At 66.8% G+C, this 19,056-nt stretch carries 18 protein-coding genes and 4 pseudogenes (1 of these 22 cut by a window edge); 11 read left to right on the forward strand and 11 right to left on the reverse strand.

The window, feature by feature from the left end:
* Positions 1–2 precede the first annotated feature (2 nt).
* The 5 genes and pseudogenes from M2351_RS35070 to M2351_RS35090 form a co-directional block, all read left to right on the forward strand.
* Entirely contained in the window at positions 3–845 is an 843-nt protein-coding gene (locus tag M2351_RS35070; protein WP_264660631.1) for a sterol desaturase family protein, read from the forward strand.
* Entirely contained in the window at positions 842–1,216 is a 375-nt protein-coding gene (locus tag M2351_RS35075; RefSeq protein WP_264660632.1) for a TVP38/TMEM64 family protein, read from the forward strand. The genes M2351_RS35070 and M2351_RS35075 overlap by 4 nt, the downstream gene beginning before the upstream one ends.
* The gene (locus M2351_RS35080) at positions 1,210–1,494 is read left to right on the forward strand and encodes a rhodanese-like domain-containing protein (RefSeq protein WP_264660633.1); all 285 of its coding nucleotides are present in this window, start codon (positions 1,210–1,212) and stop codon (positions 1,492–1,494) included. The genes M2351_RS35075 and M2351_RS35080 overlap by 7 nt, the downstream gene beginning before the upstream one ends.
* 112 nt (positions 1,495–1,606) lie before the next feature.
* Entirely contained in the window at positions 1,607–2,752 is a 1,146-nt protein-coding gene (locus tag M2351_RS35085; RefSeq protein ID WP_264660634.1) for a cysteine desulfurase family protein, read from the forward strand.
* A 175-nt stretch (positions 2,753–2,927) separates the two neighbouring features.
* Positions 2,928–3,274 (forward strand): annotated as a pseudogene (locus tag M2351_RS35090) (IS5/IS1182 family transposase); the annotation flags it as partial.
* A 251-nt stretch (positions 3,275–3,525) separates the two neighbouring features.
* Here the strand turns inward: M2351_RS35090 and M2351_RS35095 are convergent.
* Positions 3,526–3,921, reverse strand: coding sequence for a transposase (locus M2351_RS35095; RefSeq protein ID WP_264660635.1), 396 nt, complete (start codon positions 3,919–3,921; stop codon positions 3,526–3,528).
* 176 nt (positions 3,922–4,097) lie between these two features.
* Positions 4,098–5,105, reverse strand: coding sequence for a zinc-dependent alcohol dehydrogenase family protein (locus M2351_RS35100; protein WP_264660636.1), 1,008 nt, complete (start codon positions 5,103–5,105; stop codon positions 4,098–4,100).
* A gap of 118 nt (positions 5,106–5,223) precedes the next feature.
* Between M2351_RS35100 and M2351_RS35105 the strand changes: the two genes are divergently transcribed.
* Entirely contained in the window at positions 5,224–6,078 is an 855-nt protein-coding gene (locus tag M2351_RS35105; protein ID WP_264660637.1) for a LysR family transcriptional regulator, read from the forward strand.
* Positions 6,079–6,424: 346 nt separating this feature from the next.
* On the forward strand, positions 6,425–7,243 hold the full coding sequence (locus M2351_RS35110) for an SLC13 family permease (protein WP_264660638.1): 819 nt from the start codon (positions 6,425–6,427) through the stop codon (positions 7,241–7,243).
* Positions 7,244–7,412: 169 nt separating this feature from the next.
* Here the strand turns inward: M2351_RS35110 and M2351_RS35115 are convergent, their stop codons facing one another.
* The gene (locus M2351_RS35115) at positions 7,413–8,966 is read right to left on the reverse strand and encodes a calcium-binding protein (RefSeq protein ID WP_264660639.1); all 1,554 of its coding nucleotides are present in this window, start codon (positions 8,964–8,966) and stop codon (positions 7,413–7,415) included.
* A 354-nt stretch (positions 8,967–9,320) separates the two neighbouring features.
* The gene (locus M2351_RS35120; RefSeq protein WP_264660640.1) at positions 9,321–9,782 is read right to left on the reverse strand and encodes a hypothetical protein; all 462 of its coding nucleotides are present in this window, start codon (positions 9,780–9,782) and stop codon (positions 9,321–9,323) included.
* 136 nt (positions 9,783–9,918) lie between these two features.
* Here M2351_RS35120 and M2351_RS35125 point away from each other — a divergent pair.
* Positions 9,919–10,981: pseudogene (locus M2351_RS35125) on the forward strand (IS630 family transposase).
* A 15-nt stretch (positions 10,982–10,996) separates the two neighbouring features.
* Here the strand turns inward: M2351_RS35125 and M2351_RS35130 are convergent.
* The 3 genes from M2351_RS35130 to M2351_RS35140 all read right to left on the reverse strand — a co-directional run bounded on the left by M2351_RS35130 (position 10,997) and on the right by M2351_RS35140 (position 14,113).
* Positions 10,997–12,346: an IS701 family transposase gene (locus M2351_RS35130; RefSeq protein ID WP_264660562.1), complete on the reverse strand. Its 1,350-nt coding sequence runs from the start codon at positions 12,344–12,346 to the stop codon at positions 10,997–10,999.
* A 57-nt stretch (positions 12,347–12,403) separates the two neighbouring features.
* Complete coding sequence (locus tag M2351_RS35135) at positions 12,404–13,009, reverse strand: hypothetical protein (protein WP_264660641.1); 606 nt, start codon at positions 13,007–13,009, stop codon at positions 12,404–12,406.
* 267 nt (positions 13,010–13,276) lie between these two features.
* Positions 13,277–14,113, reverse strand: coding sequence for a universal stress protein (locus M2351_RS35140; RefSeq protein WP_264660642.1), 837 nt, complete (start codon positions 14,111–14,113; stop codon positions 13,277–13,279).
* Between the two features lie 229 nt (positions 14,114–14,342).
* Between M2351_RS35140 and M2351_RS35145 the strand changes: the two genes are divergently transcribed.
* Positions 14,343–15,478 (forward strand): IS630 family transposase gene (locus tag M2351_RS35145; RefSeq protein ID WP_264660643.1). Its coding sequence is split into 2 segments (ribosomal slippage): positions 14,343–14,784 and positions 14,784–15,478, totalling 1,137 coding nucleotides; the frame shifts between segments, so codons are not numbered across the junction.
* A gap of 173 nt (positions 15,479–15,651) precedes the next feature.
* On the opposite strand, the pseudogene M2351_RS35150 reads toward M2351_RS35145, so the two are convergent.
* The 3 genes and pseudogenes from M2351_RS35150 to M2351_RS35160 all read right to left on the reverse strand — a co-directional run bounded on the left by M2351_RS35150 (position 15,652) and on the right by M2351_RS35160 (position 17,572).
* A pseudogene (locus M2351_RS35150) lies at positions 15,652–16,424 on the reverse strand (transposase).
* A 195-nt stretch (positions 16,425–16,619) separates the two neighbouring features.
* Positions 16,620–16,787, reverse strand: a complete 168-nt coding sequence (locus M2351_RS35155; protein ID WP_264660644.1) for a hypothetical protein — start codon at positions 16,785–16,787, stop codon at positions 16,620–16,622.
* Between the two features lie 14 nt (positions 16,788–16,801).
* Positions 16,802–17,572, reverse strand: a complete 771-nt coding sequence (locus tag M2351_RS35160) for a ferritin-like domain-containing protein (RefSeq protein ID WP_264660645.1) — start codon at positions 17,570–17,572, stop codon at positions 16,802–16,804.
* Between the two features lie 186 nt (positions 17,573–17,758).
* Here M2351_RS35160 and M2351_RS35165 point away from each other — a divergent pair, with 186 nt between their 5' ends.
* Together M2351_RS35165 and M2351_RS35170 are read left to right on the forward strand one after the other, a co-directional pair.
* Complete coding sequence (locus M2351_RS35165) at positions 17,759–18,211, forward strand: hypothetical protein (RefSeq protein WP_264660646.1); 453 nt, start codon at positions 17,759–17,761, stop codon at positions 18,209–18,211.
* Positions 18,202–18,534 (forward strand): hypothetical protein, encoded by a 333-nt coding sequence (locus tag M2351_RS35170; protein WP_264660647.1) that lies wholly within the window; start codon positions 18,202–18,204, stop codon positions 18,532–18,534. The genes M2351_RS35165 and M2351_RS35170 overlap by 10 nt, the downstream gene beginning before the upstream one ends.
* 271 nt (positions 18,535–18,805) lie before the next feature.
* Here the strand turns inward: M2351_RS35170 and M2351_RS35175 are convergent.
* Positions 18,806–19,056 (reverse strand): annotated as a pseudogene (locus tag M2351_RS35175) (IS110 family transposase); it runs 780 nt beyond the window's last position.

Consider the following 19,056-nt stretch of genomic DNA (forward strand, 5'->3'; position numbering starts at 1 on the left):
CCATGGGTGAATCCCTCCTGGTCAGCGAGCCAGCCATCCGTCTCGGCATCTTCCTCGGCGTGTTCGCGTTTATGGCGCTCTGGGAAGCCGTCGCGCCCCGCCGGAGGCGGTCCCACGGCCGCCGCCTACGCTGGCCCAACAACCTGGGCATCGTCGTGGTGGACACTGTGGCGGTGCGCATCCTGTTTCCCACGGCCGCGGTCGGCATGGCGCTCCTGGCCGGGCAGCGGGGCTGGGGCCTGATGAACGCCCTCACCGCGCCCGCTTGGGTTGCCGTGCCCATCTCGGTCCTGCTGCTCGACCTCGCCATCTACCTCCAGCACGTCGCCTTCCACGCCGTGCCCGTGCTGTGGCGCCTGCACCGCATGCACCACGCCGACCTCGACATTGACGTCACCACCAGCCTGCGCTTCCACCCCCTTGAGATCGTGCTCTCCATGGGGATCAAGCTGGCCGTCGTAACGGCGCTCGGGTCGCCTGCGATGGCGGTGCTCGTCTTCGAGGTGCTGCTCAACGCCACGTCCATGTTCAACCACGCGAACCTGCGGCTCCCGCCGTTGGCGGACCGCGCGCTGCGCTGGATCCTGGTGACGCCGGACATGCACCGCGTGCACCACTCGGTCGTGGTCGCCGAGACGAACAGCAACTACGGCTTCAATCTGCCCTGGTGGGACCGGCTGTTCGGGACCTACCGCAGCCAGCCTGCGGCCGGGCACGAAGGCATGACCATCGGCATTGAGCGGTTCCGGACGGCCCGCGACCTTTGGATCGACCGCATGCTCCTCCAGCCCTTCCGTGGCGACAAAGGCGTTCAACCGACAGACGCACGGGAGGCACACCGATGATGCGTCCGCCGCTCATGCGCGACATGGCTGTTCGAGGACTGTGCGCCGCCGGACTCATCGGCGGCATTGCCTGGGCGCCGCTCAGCCTCGGCCACCTGGACCCGGCCGCCCTGGAAGACCAACTGCGGGCAACCGGCGGCTGGGCGCCGCTGGTTTTCGTCCTGCTCTACACCGCGGGAACGGTACTCTTCCTACCGGGATTGCTGTTTGCTCTGTGCGCAGTGGCCTGCTTGCTTTGGCGCTGCTGGCGGCCACCGCCCTGCTGCCGCGGCCCATTCGGCGCCTGCGAGGGATTGACGGACCATCTGTGGAACCGGTTTGGATTGAGGCTGGAGACCTCCGGGCATCGGACTCCGGCAGTGCCATGGTGATCGACGTCCGATCACCCGCCGAGTTTGTCGGTCCGCTCGGCCACATCCCCGGAACCATCAATCTCTCGCTGGACGCTCTCCAGGAACGCATTACCGACATCGTTCCCAACAAGGAGCGGTGCCTGAGCATGGTGTATAAGACCGACCGGCGTTCAACCACGGCGGCCGCGTGGCTCCTCCAAACCGGCTACGGCCACGTCACAGTGCTGCGCGGCGGGATGGAAGAGTGGAACCGGCAGGGCTTCCCGACGGTACGCGACCACGCTTCCACCTCGTAGAGGAGGCTGAGACAGAGGCCATGGACGGCGGTCGGCGGAGCACCATGAACGAATTGGCCGCCGCCACCGTCGCCGCCGACAAGGTGTTCGTATTCAGATTCCAGGAATGATCATGCCCACGAACGAGATCTACCTCGATTTTAACGCCAGCACGCCGGTGGACCCGCGCGTGGCGGCCGCCATGCGCCCGCTTCTTGAGAACGCCTTTGGCAATCCCTCCAGCCCTCATTGGGCCGGTTCCACGGCGAAGGCGGCGCTGGAACGCGCCCGCGGGCAGGTCGCCGATCTGCTCGGCTGCGCCGATGATGAGGTGGTGTTCACGAGCGGCGGCAGCGAGGCGAACAACATGGCCTTGAAGGGTGTGTTCTTCTCCCGACGCAACCGTGGCGATCACATCATTGCGACCGCCGTCGAGCATCCGGCCGTCCTGGTACCTCTGCGCTTTCTGGAGACGCTCGGCGCCTGTGTGACGGTCCTGCCGGTGGACCATACCGGCCGCGTCGATGCCGCGGCGGTCGAGCGGGCGATCACGCCGCGGACCGTCCTGGTCAGCGTCATGCACGCGAACAACGAGGTCGGAACGGTCCAGCCCATCGAGGAGATCAGCCGGATCACCCGGGCGCGCGGCGTCCTACTACACACCGACGCCGCCCAGTCCGTCGGCAAGATCCCGACCCGCGTGGACGACCTCGGCGTCGATCTGCTGACGGTGGCCGGTCACAAGCTCTACGCGCCGAAAGGCGTGGGCGCTCTGTACATCCGCCATGGCTTGGACCTGGAACCGCTGGTTCACGGCGCCGGGCATGAGCGGGGGCGCCGAGCGGGCACCGAGAGCGCCCTGCTGGCGGCTGGCCTCGGCGAAGCCTGCGCGCTCGCCCGCGACCTATCGCCGATGGACACCGTGCGCGCGCTGCGGGATGGCTTCTGGGTGACGTTGCGCGAGCGGGCCGGCGACCGTGTCGTCCTGAACGGCCATCCCGAGCACCGGCTACCGAACACGCTCAACGTTTCGTTCGTCGGCTGGGTCGGCGCCGACCTCCTGGCCCGGCTGGATGGCGTCGCCGCCTCCACCGGATCGGCCTGCCACGTCGGGAGCGTCAAGCTGTCGCCGGTGCTGGAGGCCATGGGTATCGCCCCAGAGATCGGTAAGGGCGCGGTCCGCTTCAGCTTGGGGCGAAGGACAACGGCCGAGGAGATCGACCAAGTTGCTAAGAGCGTGGCAACGGTCATCGACGGTTCCTGCACTCGCGGCAACTGAGCTGTGAGGCTGTAATGGTTGTCTCAAGCAAACTGGGCTGAGACCGATGATTTTGGGTTCGTCTCACCGAGCGCGGGCTTAATCTCAATTAATTCGGGTTTGCCGGAAACGATATCCTCACTGAATGTGGGCTGGAAATGACCGATGAAATCGGGTCGGACCGCGGATGATTGCAGGACGCCAAATCTACCGGTCCGTCGCCGCCCACAGCCCGGAGGCGGCGGTGATCATCCCGCCGCGCGCGCGAGCGCGGTGCCGAGCGCCACGGCCACGAACTCCCCCAGCCAACGCGACCGCCATATCCAGTTGATCACCGAGCGTGGTCGGCTCGGCTGGCAGCGGGACGTGCAGTATGGTCGCCGGTCCCTGGGCGAGGTGGCGATGATGCGCTACACACAACTCCTCGGGCGCACCCTGCGCGCCCGGAGTCTGCCGGCCCAGAAGGTCGAGGCTGCCGTTGGCTGCAAGCTCATGAACATTATAACCAGCTTGGGCATGCCCCTCTCGCGCAAGAGCGCCTGAGCACCGCCGCCGGCCGGCTGCCTCTATCTGCGCGCAGATTTGTGCGCCAAAGTCCCTCGCCGTGAAAGCGCGAGGCGAGGATCGGCTGGCGGATGTGCTCGACCAACTCGCCATCCGAGCACGAGCCAAGCGGGCCTGGGCGCCGGCGTATCGACGCCGGGCGGTCTGCCCGGTGGCGGGTGACACCCGCCAGATCCGGGCAACCCGGGCCAGACCGTAGGGACGACCAGTGGAGGGCGAGGTGGTCCGGCTTATCGTCTCGACCTCCGCTGGGCCAAAGGGCGTTGGCCCTCCAGCGCGGCGATCTTCTCCTCTAGCAGCTCGTTGGCCATGGTGATCGCGCCAACCTTGGCCTTGAGGCGTGCAATCTCCTCATCGCGTTCGTCGCGCTCCCGTTCCGTCATGGCCGACGCGGCGGCCGCCAAGGCGCGCTCCCGCCACTCGCACAGGCGCGCCACCGTGACGTTCAACTCGCGGGCCACGACCTCCAGCGGCTCGCCGCGCAGCAGACGCGTGACCGCCGCGACCTTGCGCGCTGCGGAGAAGCGTTGGGGCGTGCTGGCGTCCGCGCCCGAGGGGGCGCCTGCGCCAGCGTGATGGGCGCTCTCCGGCGCCCCCTCGGGCTTACGCCCCTGTTCCTTGTCCATTTCAAAGACCTCCGGTTGCGGTTCAATCTACCGCAGCCGGATGTCTCATCGAACCGTGCCGCGCCCCAAGTGCGGGCATGAACGTCAGCACCCCAGAGCAAGCGGAAGCCGTTGGTCACCTTGCGGAAGATGACGCCCAAGCTCAAGCCGATTGACAGCCTGCACCTTGGCCAAAGTCACGCGGCAATGTCGACGACAATCTTGCCACTGGCGCTTCCATCCTTGATCGCGACATGCGCCTCGTCAGTCTGCTCCAGGGAGAAGCGGCGCGGATCGAGCCGAGGCAGCAGCTTGCCAGCTTCGACCAGGGAGGCAGCTTGGCGCAAAATGTCACCGTGATGCAGCATTCCTTCCCCCGTCAGCATAGGAAGCAAGGTGAAGACGCCTGAATAGGTCGCTGCACGGAATGACAGCGGCGACAGCGCGTGCGTCCCCCAGCCCAGGCAGCTGACCACATGCCCGAAGCGCCGGACCGCTTGGAAAGAGGCGTCGAGCACCGGCCCCCCAGCGGTGTCATAAACCAAGTCGAAGCCGCGGCCTTGCGTGTGACGGGCAACGTACGCTTCGACCGTCTCGGCGCGGTAATCGATGGCGGTGGCGCCCAGCTGCTCGACGGTTGCCTTCTTGTCCGCGGAGTCCGTCGCCCAGACGGCCGCTCCAAATGCACGGGCAATTTGTACGGCCACATGGCCCACACCGCCGGCGCCTCCCTGGACCAGAACCGTTTGGCCGGATCGGATGCCGGCGCGATCAACCAATCCCTCCCAGGCCGTGATGGTGATCAGCGGCAGCGCAGCGGCCTCACGCATTGTCAGATTGGCCGGCTTGTGCGCAAGCAAGTCGGCCTCGACCGCGGCATATTCCGCCAGCGAGCCCTGCCGGCCACCGACGCCGCCGGTCATCCCGTAGACCTGATCGCCCGCCTTGAAGGTGGTGACTCCGGAACCGACGGCAACGACCTCGCCCGCCAGGTCGATGCCGAGTATGGCCGGCAGCGGGTGCTTGGCGTGCGCCGCTGCGCCGGCACGGATCTTGGTGTCCAGCGGGTTGACGCCGCTGGCGGCGATGCGCACCAGCACCTGACCGGGCCCGGCCGCTGGCCGCGCGACATCGGTCAGCCGAAACGGGGCGTCGTACGCGTCCAGCACCAGAGCGCGCATGGTGTTGCTCGGTTCGTGGGACATGTTCGTGATCCTTCTGAACGGTGTTCGTTGCCTTGACTGGTTCGGAGGATCGGCCCAACGCAGTTGTTTGGAAATCAACGTTCTTGTTCGGAAACCATGCATTTCCGTATGATACGGCATGGAGTGGAGCGACCTTCGAATCTTCCTGGCGATTGCCCGCGAGGGCACGCTCGGCGCGGCGGCGCGGCGCATCGGACAGACCCAGCCGACGATGGGACGGCGTTTGCGCGCGCTGGAGGCGGCGGTCGGCCACACGCTGTTCCAGAGAACGAGCGACGGCTTCGTGCTGACCGATGAAGGGGCTGCGGTGCTGCGCCATGCCGAGCGCATGGAGGAGGAGAGCTTGGCGTTGGACCGCGAGTTGGCCGGTCAGGGCGGGCGGTTGGAGGGCAGCTTGCGGGTGTCGTCCTCCGACTGGTTTGGCCTCCACATGCTGACACCGCTCATTTATGAGTTCACCCGACGTCACCCGGGAGTAACCGTGGAGTTGCTGACCGATTCGCGGCTGCTGAGCCTTTCCAGGCGCGAGGCGGATCTCGTGTTTCGTATTCGTCCATTCGACGAGCCGGAAGTGGTGCAGCGCAAGCTGACCCGTATCGAATACGCTCTTTACGGTGTTGCCGGGAGCCCAACGCCGAACGTTGGTGATGGCACGGGCTGCGCGCTGGTCACCATGAACACCACCTTCGGCGGCATGCCGGATGTCGCGTGGCTCCAGCGAATGCTCCCAAATGCCCGCATCGCGTTTCGAAGCAACAACCGCGATGCCCAGGCTTATATGTCTGCCTTAGGCGTCGGATTGGTTGTTCTCCCACGCCCTATTGGGGATGCGTTGGATGGACTGCAGGTCATTGATCTTGGCGAGCCGCCACCAGGACGCGATGTTTGGATCGGCTATCATCAGGATCTTCGCCGTTTGGCGCGGCTGCGCGCCTTCCTCGATCTGACGATTGAGCGTCTTTCGAAAGATTGACAACATGTTCTGCCCGGTCGGCTATGCCATAGAAGGCTCGCCGCGCCGTGAACCAACGAGGCGCGCCGGCGCCCTCCGCTGATGTATCCGCAGCGTGTCGTCGAAGACACCTCACCCAGCCAAGTCGCCGGGGAGCATCTGCGGGTCAAGCCCGAAGTGGTCGATTCAACGCATCGGTCCCCCGTCCTCGCGACCTTAGCAATATCAAGATTGCCGCTCAGGTTAGGGGTTGATGCTGCCAAGGACGTGTCGCATCCGGACAAGGCCGCGGTCGCAATGGCTTAATTGGGAGCATCGTCGGACAGGGTGCGCTTGCGCAAGCGTGGCCGTTCTCACATCAGATCGAATGCTGAGAGGATACCGATCGACTCCCGATCAGATTTTCGTCCTGATCCTTCTGGCGGGCGTGTTCGTCGCGTTCATCCGGGAATGGGCCCCGGCCGATCTGGTCGCGCTCTCGACGACCACCATCCTGCTCGCCACCGGTATCCTGACCACGAACGATACGCTGGAGGTGTTCAGCAACGCCGGCGTCCTCACCGTGGGCGCCATGTTCGTCCTGTCGGCGGCGCTGGACCGCACCGGCTGCATTGAGTCGCTGGGCAACGCCTCCCTGGCCCTGGTCGGCCGGTCGCGCCGGGTGGCGGTCCTCGGGCTCGTCCTGCTGGCGGCGGCGGTGTCCGCGGTGATCAACAACACTCCTGTCGTGGTGATCCTGACGCCGGTGGTGATCCGGCTCCGCCAGCACCTGAAGACGGCGCCGTCCAAAATGCTGATTCCGCTGTCCTACGCGGCGGTCTTCGGCGGTACCTGCACGCTGATGGGCACCTCGACCAACCTGCTGGTCGATGGCGTGGCACAGCGGCTCGGCCAGCCGACCTTCGGGCTGTTGGAAATCGCGCCGCTCGGCCTGCTGATGACCGCGCTCGGCGCGGCCTACCTGATGCTGTTCGCCGACCGGATGCTGCCGGTGCGGGAGACGGTCTCGGACCTGCTGTCCGGCCACCCGAAGCGGCAGTTCCTGACGGAGATGATCGTCCCGCCCGCCTCGCCCGTCATCGGCAAGTCTCTGGGGAAGGCGAAGCTCGCCAACCTGTCCGGCAGGCGGATCGTTGATGTCCTGCGCGGCGACGTGAGCCTGCGCCGGCGTGTTGCAAGGAGGTGAGACGGGCAAGAGGTTGCCCCATCGGCGTCGCCTGATCACCAACGGGGCTGGGGCGTCTCTTTCCCCGCTCGCCTCGCTGCAACACGCCGGTTTGCCCGCCCCCCCCCGCCTGCCGAAGACACCGCAGCCCGGCAGCGCCGTCCCCGAGTTCGGCCGCACGCCGCGTCCATCAGACGGTGACGATCCAGGACGCATTGAAGTCCTGCTTCAGGACGCCTTGCAGGGTCACATCATGCCCGTTGCCGAAGGCGATCACGGCGTAGCCGGCGGCGTTCGAGCCCACCGTGTGACTCATCCCCGCCGCGATGCCGATGCGATCGTTCTGGGCGCCCTTGAAGTCGGTGATGAGGTCATGCCCGCCTCCCGGCTGAAAGGCGAAGGTGTCCGCGCCCGCGCCGCCGGTGAGCGTGTCCTGGCCGAGATCGCCGGAGAGCCAGTCGTCGTCCTGGTCGCCGTACAGCAAATCGTTGCCCTCACCGCCGTACAGCGTGTCCTTGCCAGCCCCGCCGTAGAGCACGTCCGCCTCGCCGCCGCCGTCCAGCGTGTCGGTCCCGGCATCGCCCTTCAGCGTATCGTTGCCGAAGCCACCGTCGAGGAGGTCGTCGCCGTCCGCGCCGATCAGCTTGTCGTTGCCCGACAAGCCATAGAACTGGTTGTTGAAGCCGTTGCCGTTGATGACGTTGTCCGTCTCGTTGCCGTTCACGGTGAGGCCGGCGGAATGGCCGAGGGTCACCTCCTCGATCCAGTTCGTCATCGTGTAATCCTGGACGCTGCACTGGACCTTGTCGTAGCCGCCACCGATGAACTCCTGCACGGCGTCCCCAGGAGCGTCGATGATGTAGAGGTCATCGCCGGCGCCGCCAGCCATCCAGTCGTTGCCGCTGCCCCCATTCAGCGTGTCAGCTCCAGCCCCGCCGTCGAGCCAATCGTTGCCATCACCACCGGACAGGCTGTCGTTGCCGGTCTGGCCCCACAGAAAGTCGTAGTCCTGATCGCCGTTGAGCGTGTCGTTGCCGGCACCACCGACCAGCCCGTCGCGGCCATAGCCGCCGGACAGCAGGTTGTTGCCGTCCTGTCCGTAGAGCAGATCGTTCGACGCCTCGCCGGTGTGGGACTCGCCAACCTGTTTGGCAGACCAGAACCCCTCCCAGGTGAAGTGCTTGCCGCCTGTGGTCCCGGCGAGCTGGCCGCCGAAGTCGCCTTGGATCACCGGCGTGGTGATCAGCGCGAACTGGCCGTCCCAATGGTGCACCTTGGAGGCCCCGAAGCTGACCTGCTGGCCGTTCCACTGCGGGTCGGTCAGGTAGACGTGGTTGGCCCCGTTCAGCTGCTTGTCGCCCAGGTAGGTGCTGGTGCCGGTATTGTAACCGGCGTAGCCGACGGTGCTCGCCGTGGGGGTCGTGGCGCCATGGAAGTGGGCCAAGGTCGGATGCGCCGTGTTGCCGACGTAGTTGGTCGGCCCGATCGTCAAGGTGTCGACCGTGAAGGCGGACATCGCGAAGTCCGATGCGTTGTGCAGCTTCAGGTCGAGGTCGAAGCGCAGGTCGTTGGCGATGTCATTGGGCAGGTTGTCCTGGAAGAGGTAGGCGACCGGGGCGGAATCCGTGAAGCTCGGGGCGAGCGCGACCGTGCCGGAGGTCCCCGTGACGTTGACAACCGGCGCGGCTTTTTCCGCACCCAAGGTGGTGACGGTCCAGTTGTTGACTGTGAACGTCGATGCCATGCAAGCCTCCGCGGCGGACCAGTGGTGTGGGTTCCCCGCTGGAAGCCCCATGGTCGCCGACGCACGGCTGCCTCGGTCCTAGGGTCCCACGCGCGCCGTTCCCACAGCGGCGCACGGGCTGCCAAACACGGCCACTCCGGGGCAGCGTCGCCCAGGGTGCCTCCAGGCGGGCGCGCGGTCTGTGAGCTGGACCACATTTCACGGAAGCCCACAGCGTCCGCTCAGCAGCGGCCATGGCCGCGCTCCTGGCCGGAGACGGACCGTTGCAGCGCAGCCCTCGCAACCGATCGGCCTTGAACGCGCGACACCATGCCGGTCCTACCGGTGATGGTCGCCCCCGCGTCTCCGCTCCGGTTACACCAGCACTCGTGAGATGGCCTGAATGGCCTTCATGCCGGTCCCGAAACGGGCGATGGACTCCCGGTGGCACTCCAGTTCGCCGTACGGCAGATAGCGCACCTGGAGGTCGGCCACGCGGGAAAACGCCGGTCGGGCCAGCTGGGCACGGACCTCCTCCTCGCGACCGTTCGGCGCCACCAGGAACATCCCCTCGAGGGCATGAGCCACAGTGCCGAGCGCCAAGTCGAGCATGCGGACGATGCCCGAGTAGATCGAGGTGGAGTGCTCGACCTCGAAGGCGGCGGCGACGTGCGCCTTGTTGCGGTCGAGCCACAGCACGTCGATAAGCCGGACGGCATCGGCGCCAAGCGCCTGTTCAATGGCCTCCGCCAACCGCTCGAGGCAGCCTTCGCCGAGCTTGCCGCCGTTGTATGCCCGCCCGCGGTCGTTCGACGCGATCCACACGTCGTAGCCCAAGGCCCTGCCAAGGTCCTGGAGCCAGCCCTGGATTTCGGTATGCGTGCGGTCGCCCTCGCGCTCGGCAGCCGCGGCCTTAGTGCACTGACGCAGACATAGGATTCACAACGGGCGGCCGACGTGCGAATCTGTCGGCATGGCCCAGACCGTCAGCATCATCGTTGGAGCGGAGGACCGCGCGCTTGGCCGCGGTCCTCGGCGACCGGAACCACCCGCTCAAGCATGTGCAGCGGGCGAACATCATCATGCTCTCGGCCGAGCGGCTACCGGTGCAGAAGGTGGCGCGCCGCGCCGGTGTCAGCCGCCCGGCGGTCTGGCGCTGGCAGGTGCGCTACGCCGAACAGGGCGTGGACGGGCTGCTGCGCGACAAGACGCGTAAACCTGACCGGGCGCCATTGCCCAGGGCTACGGTGGCCAAGGCGCTGACCTGCTCGGAACCACCCGGCGCGGTGACCCATTGGACCGGCCGGGCAGTGGCCACGGCGGTCGGCATCAGCCTGCGCGCCGTGCAGCGCATCTGGGAGGCCAATCGCCTTCAGCCCCATCGCATCCGCACCTTCAAGCGCTCCAACGACCCGGCGTTCGCCGCCACGATCGAGGACATCGTCGGCCTCTACATGGACCCGCCGTGCCACGCGGTGGTGCTGTCCATTGATGAGACGAGCCAGATCCAGGCGCTCGACCGCACCCAGCCCGGCCTGCCGCTGAAGCCCGGCAAGTGCGGGACGATGACCCACGACTACAAGCGCAACGGCACCACCACGCTGTTCGCCGCGCTGAACACGCTGGACGGTACGGTGGTCGGGCGCTGCTTGCCCAAGCACACCCACAAGGAGTTCATCAAGTTCCTGAACGCTGTGGAGTGCGCCGTCCCGGCGGGCAAGGTGATCCATGCCATCGTCGATAACTACGCCACCCACAAGCATCCCAAGGTCCTGGAATGGCTGGCCGATCACCCCCGCTGGGTCTTCCACTTCACGCCCACCTCGGCCTCCTGGATCAATGCGGTCGAGGGCTTCTTCTCGATCATCACCCGCAGACGCATTCGGCGCGGCGTCTTCAAGTCCGTGGCCGATCTCCAGGAGGCCATCGCCCGCTACATCCGCGAGCACAACAAGGCATCCAAGCCCTTCGTCTGGACCAAGCCCGCCGACACCATTCTCGCCAAGATCGCCCGGCTCCCTGCACCTTCTGAATGAGTCAGTGCATTAGCACTACTTTGGCAGTTCTACTCCCGCCTGTATGGAGCGAGCCAGCACCGACAACACGGACATCGGATCGGTGCCGTCTGAAGGATGTGCGCGAGAATGGCTCGGCGCACGGCGGGCAGCGTCGGTTGCGGCGGCGGTCCGCTGTTGCGCTTTGGCCTTTTTCCCCCACTCCGGGGCGGCAGCGAGCCGGAGGTGCTGGAGGAATGCCAAGGCGATCATCACCAGAAGCGCATGATGGTGCAGGCCGGACCAGCTGCGGCCCTCGAAATGATCCAGCCCCAGCTCTTCCTTCATCTGCTGGTGTCCCTGTTCGCAGACCCAGCGCGCCTTGATCCAGGACGCCAGGGTGCGGAGCGGCGTGTCTGGGGGCAAGTTGCTCAGGTAATATTTGGTCTCGCCGGAGCCGCGGCGTTCGCCGACCAACCAGACTTCGTCACCCGGCAGCGGGGTGCCCCCGCGCTGACGCGGCCCATCAGCGACGCGGACGCGCACGGCGGCGAAATGGGCCGTGAGGGGCCCCTTCGTGCCGGTGCGCCACGTGAGGCGACGCCACACGGCGGTCTTCAGCATGGCCTGCGCGGTGACCGGCTTCTCGCTGGCGACGGCCCGCTTGCGTGGCCGACCGGTCGTGGCGACCGGCCAGGTCAGGGACACCGTGGTGGCGTACACCGCTTGCGTGCTCGTCACCCCCACCGCCCAGGCCAAGCCGCGCTGGCTGAGAGCGTGACGGAACGGGGCGCCATGGCCGTAGCCGGCATCGGCAACGACACAGCCAAACCGCACCCCCAGGGCCAGGACCCGATCCACTTCCTCGATCGCCAGCTCCGGCTTGGTCCGCGGCTTCTGCTGGGCTTCCGGCACCTGCGCGCGCCGGCACCGATCGGGCTTGCTCGTCCACTCCTCAGGCAGGAACAGGCGCATGACCATCGGGACCGGCACCTCGCGGCGGGCCAGGGTCAGGGTGACCAGGACCTGGCAGTTGGCGGTCTTGCCCACGACGCCGGCATACTGCGCGGCGACACCGACGGAATGCTCGCCCTTCTTCAGCACGGCGGTGTCGTCAATGGCCAGGATCGCATCCGGGCCGCCGACCAGCTGATCCGCCGTTCGCGCCAGGAGCGGTTCGAGCGGAGCCGTGTCCCAGGAGCGGCTGGCGATGAAGTTGTGCAGCTGGTCGTAGTCGCCGGGCGTCAACGCCGCGGCGATCGGCTGGACGCTCTTGCGTTCGGTGCGGCCGTACAGACCGCGGATGTACACCGGGGCCCAGCGCCGTCGGGCCTTGTGGCCCAGAGCGTCCAGAAACGGCTCCAGCCAAGCGTCCAACGCGGCTTCCCAGCTCCGCACCTCCAGCATGATCGCCTCCAGCGCCGGTCACCCCCTGAGCTGTACAACAGACCTCACCTCGCGCCCTCACGCGGGAACTGCCAAAGTAGTGTTAGCGGCCTTGGTGCTCTCCTCGCGCACCTTGGCCAGGTCGCCTTCCCAGGCCGCCCGGGCGGCGGCATCGTCTTCCCGCGGCGGGGCGGTGTACCGGCCGGAGCCGACGTCGAACAGCAGGCCGCCGATGGCGCCCAAGTCGTTCGACAGCATCGTACGGTACTCGGCGTTGAGCGCCAGGATGCCCCGGCGCATGGCCAGGAACTCGTCCCACCTCCCAAGCTTCACCTTGGCGCCGGTGAGAGCGTTGTAGCCGTTCACGATGGCTGTATTGAACGGCGGCACGATGGTCGGGTGCAGGAAGTAGAGCAAGTTGGCGACGGCCGGGCCGAGGCCTTTGATCTGCTTGGAGTCAAGCAACTGAACAGCGGCAAGAACCTGGGCCTCGGCGTTGCAGCACACGCAGGCGTCGAGCAGACGGCCGAAGGCGCGCTGGTTGTCGGCGTTCTCGTAGAGGTCGGGAATGCGAAGTTTTTGGTTTCCGTAGGAAGGCGTGGTCGGCGCCCTTGAAGATCTGGCGTTGCTCGGCGATGGAATGGACGACCGTTTCCAGAGATGAGCCGCGGTAGGCGTTACCAAAGGTGCCCGCCTCGATGTCCGCGACAACCTGCTGAATGCCCCTGCGGATTGAACGGAAGGTTTTGACACGCTCCTCCCACTGGAACCACGACTGATAGGTGGCGTTCGGGTCTTCACGCCACCGCCCGATCAACGTACGCATCGCATCCGGCAAGGTCGTTCCCCGGAGAAAGCCCATACACCGACAAAGTAGATCGCCATATCGTCAGGACGCAACCGTGGAGACGTGACTTGCTCGCCACTTGCCCGCCGGCGGCTGGTCGGTTGCTAATGGGCCATGAACACGGGAACTTGGGCCATCTCCAAAATCACGCGGGTAGCGCCGCCGAAGATCATCTGGCGCAACCGGCTCCGCGTGTAAGCGCCCTTGATGATGAAGTCCCCACCCAGCGCGCGGGTTTCCTCCAGAATGGTCTCCCCAGTTCCATGGTGCTGCGGCACGTGACGCGCCTGCGCGACGATCCCCGTCCGGTCCAAAGAACGGACCACATCGTCGCCGTCCGGGCCATCGACCATGCCGCCCTCCACCGACAGCACGACGACCCGCCGGGCACGCTCCAGAATGGGACGGGCGACGGCTAGTGTGCGTGCCGTCTCGGTGCTGCCGTTCCAGGCAATCACAACGCTCTCGCCCAGCCGCTTCGGCGGCAGCGGCGGCGCCAGCAGCAACGGCCGACCACTCTCAAACAGCACGGCCTCGATGGTCGTTATGCGGGGTGCTGCCATGCCGCGTGCGGGTTGCCCCAGGACGGTGAGGTCGAACAGGCGGGCGTGGCGGGCCACGAAGGCCTCACCGGGCGGCGTCTCGGCGCGGAAGTGAGCCATCGGCCCTGAGGCACCGGAGCGGCCGTCGACGGGAATGTTCCGCTCGCCCATGACCGTGTTGAACAGCGCGTGGGCTCTTTGCACCCGGTCCCACTCATCACGGCGAAGGTCCTCGATGAGCACTGGAACGCCGCTGTCCAGCGGTATGGTTCCCGCAAACTCGCGTCGGACATACAGCCCTTCCAGGTAGCTGCTCCATTCCTGGGCCGCCACCGCCGCCGTCTGCAGCACCGAGGCCAGCATGTCGCTTTCCTCAAGTGGCACGAGGATGCTTCGCATGGCACCGTCCTCCCGCGCTGCAACGGATGGAAATGACATGGACCGCCGCACGCTCGCTGGCAACGAGCCGGGGGCTTGGTCGCGATGGAAAATCGCCCATCGGCACCGCTTGAGCATCCCGCTCCGGACGCCCCCCTGTGAATCGGCGTGGGACTCTAGTCCTCGATCAAGGCTGAACTGATGGGTTGCCCGCCGGTTGAAGGGGAAACCCTGCCACTGGAGGGCGCGGATGAAGAAGTATCGTGTCACCTTGAGCGCCGAAGAGCGTCAGCATCTGGACGAGCTTCTGTCCCGCGGCAAAGCCGATGTGCGCAAGCTCAAGCACGCGCAGGTTCTTCTCCGCGTTGATGAGGGCGCTGAGGGGCCCGGCTGGACCGACGAACACGGTGCCGAAGCGGTGGGCGTCGGTACTGCCACGATCGAGCGCTTGCGCCGGCGCTTCGTCGAAGACGGCTTTGAGGCGGCGCTCAGCCATTACAAGGGCCCGGACCGCGTCCATCAGACCAAATTGGACGGCCTTCAGGAAGCGCACCTGATCACGCTGGCGTGCTCCCAACCGCCCGACGGACGCGGTCGGTGGACCCTGAAGCTGCTGGCCGACCGCTTGGTCGCACTCGGTCATATCGATGCGGTGTCGATCGAGACCGTGCGCAAGACGCTGAAGAAAACCGCTTGCGGCCGCATTTGAGGACGATGTGGTGCATCCCGCCCAAGCAGTCGGCGGAGTTCGTGTGCGCCATGGAGGACGTCCTCGCCGTCTACAGCCGGCCCTACGATCCGCGCCGGCCGGTGGTCCGCATGGACGAGACCTTCAAGCAACTGATTGGAGAGACGCGCGAGCCGCTGCCGGCGCGGCCGGGTGCGGAGGAACGGGTCGATCATGTCTACGTCCGCAACGGCGTCGCCAGCCTGTTCCTGGCTTGCGAACCGCTGACCGGTTGGCGCCACGTCGGCGTGACGGACAGCCGCACGCGGCGGGACTGGGCCCAGTTCATGCGCGCTCTCCTCGACGGCCGCTACCGCGACGCCGACACCGTGGTGCTCGTCATGGATCAGCTCAACACCCACTCGCTCGCCAGTTTCTATGAAGCCTTCCCACCCGCCGAGGCCAAGCGCTTGGCGGAGCGAGTGGAGGTCCACCACACACCCAAACACGGGTCTTGGCTCAACATGGCCGTGATCGAGTTCAGCGTTCTCTCGCGGCAATGTCTTTCACGCCGCATCGCAAAGCCGGAAACCTTACGCACCAGCATCGAGCACTGCGAACGTGACCGCAACGCCGTCGGTCCCAAGATCAATTGGCAGTTCACAACCGAAAATGCGCGGATCAAATTGCGCAGCCTTTATCCATCAGTTCAGCCTTGATGAAGGACTAGCGGCGATCGGCACGGGAACGCGTTGACAATAATGGAAACAGTGGGATCCCGGCCGCGCGTTGTTTCACAGCGGGATAGGCGCAAGCCCTTTATGACTTCGCATCACGGCGGCGTGTTGCAGCGAGGCGAGCGGGGAAAGAGACGCCCCAGCCCCGTTGGTGATCAGGCGACGCGGACGGAGTTCGGGCGTCCGAGGTCGAGCATGCGGTTGAGGACCATGACACCAATGGCGACCTCGGTGGCCTGCGCCTGATCGGAATGGAAGCGCAGCGCCTCGCCGAGGATGCCCTTCCAGCGCGCCACTTGGCTCTCCACACCTGCCCTCTTGTTGTCGCCGCTGGCGCGCTGCCAGGCCATCCGGCCCTTCTCAGCGATGGTCAGGTTGCGGCGGTCCCGTTGGATGGGCGCCGTCTCGGCGGTGGCGCTGAGCACGGCATCGCGGCGCGGCGGCGCCACCACCGCAGCCTCGGGATGGCGCTCGTGGACGGACGCATAGACGCCACTCCGGTCATACGCGCCGTCCCCGGTCACCGAGGCCACCGGCCCGGCGATCTGATCGAGCAAGGGGGCGAGCGCGGCGCTGAGGGCAGCGTCACCGTCCGGGCCCGGCGGGCAATGGTGGAATGATCCGGCACCGGCAGATCCACGCCAAGCAGGTGGAGGATGGAGGTGAGCAGCCCCTCGGTCTGGCGCAGCGCCAGACGAAACACCGCGCGCAACATCAAGGCCGTCGTGATCGCCAGGTCCGAGTAGCTCGGCTGCCCGCCCGGCGTGGTGCGCGCCGCTGCCTTCCACCCATCGATCGCCTCCTCGGTGCCCCACACGGTCAGGCTGCCACGCTGACGCAGGGTAGCATCATACTCGGTCCAGTTGAGAACGCGCCGCTTCGGCCGAGGGATGTGGTGACGGCGCGCGGCATTGATTTTATGACGCATGGTCGCAGACCGGGGCGGGAACGGAGCCTCCGCCTACGACACCGGCCTCGTCCGTGCAACATCTATGGACGCCCCGGCAACAACGCTCAGGGCTCCAGCACCGCGCCGACGGCGGGCGCTTCCGACGCCGACCAGACCGGTCGCCCGCAGTCCGGCGCCGGGCAATCCGGCGGCAACCCGTAGACGGACCGCGGGTCAACTCTCGTCCGGGTCGGCGAGGAGCGAACGGACGAGCGCCAGGCGCCCCATGGCCTGTTCGGCATGCTTTTGCGCCTCCTCCAGGACGCGTTGGTCGGTGGCGCGATCGGCGATGTCGAGGTAGGTGTTGACCACCTCCTCGGCGTCGCGCAGGGCCAGCCGCAACGCCCCGGCGACGGTCAGGCCACCGGGCCGCAGCAGACCGGCGGGGCGCGCGCCCTCCGCTGCCGCGCTGCCGGGCGGGGGCGCGTCCGGCGCGGGGCCGAGCGCGCCGAGGCGTCGCCGCGTCTCTGCCGCCGCATGGCGCAGCAGTCCCGCGCCCTCCAACTGGCCCGCGGTCTCGAGCACGCTCGCCGCCGCCTCTCCACCTCCGCCGCCACCCGCTCCAGCCCGAGGGCGCGAACGCGCAATTCCTCTGGTGATCCAGGCAGGCCCCGCGATGCCGCGGGACGGGCCGCGTGGTAGGCGCGGCGGCGCCAATCGCGCAGCAGGGCGACGTGGCTCAGTTCCTCCTGCGCAAGCGCCTTAGCCCGCCGCTGGATCTCCGCGCTGCCGGCTACGGCGTAGACGTAGGTGTAGAAGGTGAACGCGCGTTCCTCGTTGCGCACCGCGATGGCCAGCGCCTCGTACGGGCTCAGGGTGTGCGCGGCGGCGCCGTCCGCCTCGTTATCAAAGGTTTCCGGCAAACGCCAGGGGTAGTGCGCCGGCGCTGGTGGACGCAGCCCGTCCCGCACCGCCCATCGGGCGATACCCTCCTCATGCTCGCGTTCCAAGGCCGCCAGGCGGCGGAACAGGTCCGCGAGCGCCGGTTCGTCACGCCGTTGCATCGCGATCACCAGCTCCTCATAGCGGGCGGCGGCATCGTTCTCCATGCCGGTGGCCAAATCCATCAGCTCCTCGACCGTGCGCACCGGTCCGATGGGGAACTCGGGGTTGATCGGCATGCTCATGAGTCTCGTCTCCTGCCGTCGTCGAACAGCCGGCCGCCCTTCAAAATCTCACAGTCACGCTCCGGGTTCATTTGGCTAAACGGTATAACCCTCAATCTTGCGCGAACTGAAACGGGCTCGCCTTGTTCTGAGGTCAACCCGCCCCCACTCCTCATCCACGGCCAACCGACGATCGTGATGAAGCTCATGCGAACCCGTCTCGCCACCTTGTTCGTCCTGGCGGCGTTGGCGTGCGCGTGTGCATTGTTCGGCGGACCGCTGGCCTGGGCGCAGGACCGCAGCAACCTCGCCCAGTTCCTCGGCCAAGTGGCGCTGCCCGACGTCTTTCCGGGCGCCGTTCGCCTTGGTCACGTTGAGGGCTCTCCTCCGGCCGCCGCCGCCTTCAACGCTCAAGACCGCCCCCTTGGCTACGTCTTCATGAACTCCGATGTGGTCAACGCCACCGGCTACTCGGGCAAGCCGATCCATGTGACGGTCGGCGTGGACACCGCGGGCACGGTCATCGGGGCCAAGCTGATCAAGCACTCCGAGCCGATTGTGCTGATCGGCATCCCGGAGAAGCGGGTCACCGACTTCATCCACGGCTACAAAAGCCGAAGGCCGACATCGTCAGCGGCGCCACCGTCAGCGTGCTGGTGATCGGCGACACCATCGTGCGCGGCGTCGTCAAGCTGGCGCGTGCCCGCGGCCTTGGCCCTTACGCCACGGCGACCGGCGCGGCGGCCCCGGAGGCGCCGCGGCGCGGCATCGCGATTGACCAGCCGGGCACCCGGTCCTGGGAGGAGCTGCTCGGCGACGGCTCGGTGCGCCGCCTGCACGTGATCGTCGGCGACGCCAACGCGGCCTTCGAACGCGCCGGTGATCCGCGCGCCATCAACCGTCCGGAGCGCGGTGGCGCTGACGACACCTTCATCGACCTCTACACCGCGCAGGCGAGCGTGCCAGCGATCGGCCGCTCGTGACGCTGGTTCTTTGATTGCGGGCACGGGAGGCAAGCCCTCAAAAGAGGGATCATTGGCAACGGCATTGATGAGGTGCTCTGCCGGCTCTGTGGTTCCTTCCGAGGTCGGGACGGGCCCGCCTCACCATGATGTCTGAAAGCTCTGGTCTTCCAAGGTGCAAAGCGAGCTCACCCGAAGGGCGGCGCCAAGCAACGTCGCGAAATGACCAGGGCTTCGTTCCGGCAGGGACACCTCTGCGCCGCTGGGGCGGAACCGAGGAACGATCAGGTGCTCATGCGACGGCCTCCTTGTCCGACCAACGGAACTCGCCGCCGTCCACACAGAGCCGATGCATCAGCACCGCCAACTTCCTGGCCAGCGCGACCTTCGCCTTCTTGAGGCCCACGCGCTTGGCCAGACGTAGGCCCCAGGCGCGCAACGCACACCACCGTGTACAGCGCATCAGCAGCGCATTGGCCGCTTCGAACAGGTCGGTCCGCAGCAGCCGGTCGCCGCATTTGGAAATGCGTCCTGTGCTGTCCA

Source organism: Azospirillum canadense, assembly GCF_025961225.1.
GTDB classification, from domain to species: domain Bacteria; phylum Pseudomonadota; class Alphaproteobacteria; order Azospirillales; family Azospirillaceae; genus Azospirillum; species Azospirillum canadense.

Coding starts and splice junctions, on each gene's coding strand:
- M2351_RS35070 (WP_264660631.1), top strand. CDS start 3: ATGGGTGAATCCCTCCTGGTCAGCGAGCCAGCCATCCGTCTCGGCATC.
- M2351_RS35075 (WP_264660632.1), top strand. CDS start 842: ATGATGCGTCCGCCGCTCATGCGCGACATGGCTGTTCGAGGACTGTGC.
- M2351_RS35080 (WP_264660633.1), top strand. CDS start 1,210: ATGGTGATCGACGTCCGATCACCCGCCGAGTTTGTCGGTCCGCTCGGC.
- M2351_RS35085 (WP_264660634.1), top strand. CDS start 1,607: ATGCCCACGAACGAGATCTACCTCGATTTTAACGCCAGCACGCCGGTG.
- M2351_RS35095 (WP_264660635.1), bottom strand. CDS start 3,921: ATGGACAAGGAACAGGGGCGTAAGCCCGAGGGGGCGCCGGAGAGCGCC.
- M2351_RS35100 (WP_264660636.1), bottom strand. CDS start 5,105: ATGTCCCACGAACCGAGCAACACCATGCGCGCTCTGGTGCTGGACGCG.
- M2351_RS35105 (WP_264660637.1), top strand. CDS start 5,224: ATGGAGTGGAGCGACCTTCGAATCTTCCTGGCGATTGCCCGCGAGGGC.
- M2351_RS35110 (WP_264660638.1), top strand. CDS start 6,425: ATGCTGAGAGGATACCGATCGACTCCCGATCAGATTTTCGTCCTGATC.
- M2351_RS35115 (WP_264660639.1), bottom strand. CDS start 8,966: ATGGCATCGACGTTCACAGTCAACAACTGGACCGTCACCACCTTGGGT.
- M2351_RS35130 (WP_264660562.1), bottom strand. CDS start 12,346: ATGCTGGAGGTGCGGAGCTGGGAAGCCGCGTTGGACGCTTGGCTGGAG.
- M2351_RS35140 (WP_264660642.1), bottom strand. CDS start 14,113: ATGCGAAGCATCCTCGTGCCACTTGAGGAAAGCGACATGCTGGCCTCG.
- M2351_RS35160 (WP_264660645.1), bottom strand. CDS start 17,572: ATGAGCATGCCGATCAACCCCGAGTTCCCCATCGGACCGGTGCGCACG.
- M2351_RS35165 (WP_264660646.1), top strand. CDS start 17,759: ATGCGAACCCGTCTCGCCACCTTGTTCGTCCTGGCGGCGTTGGCGTGC.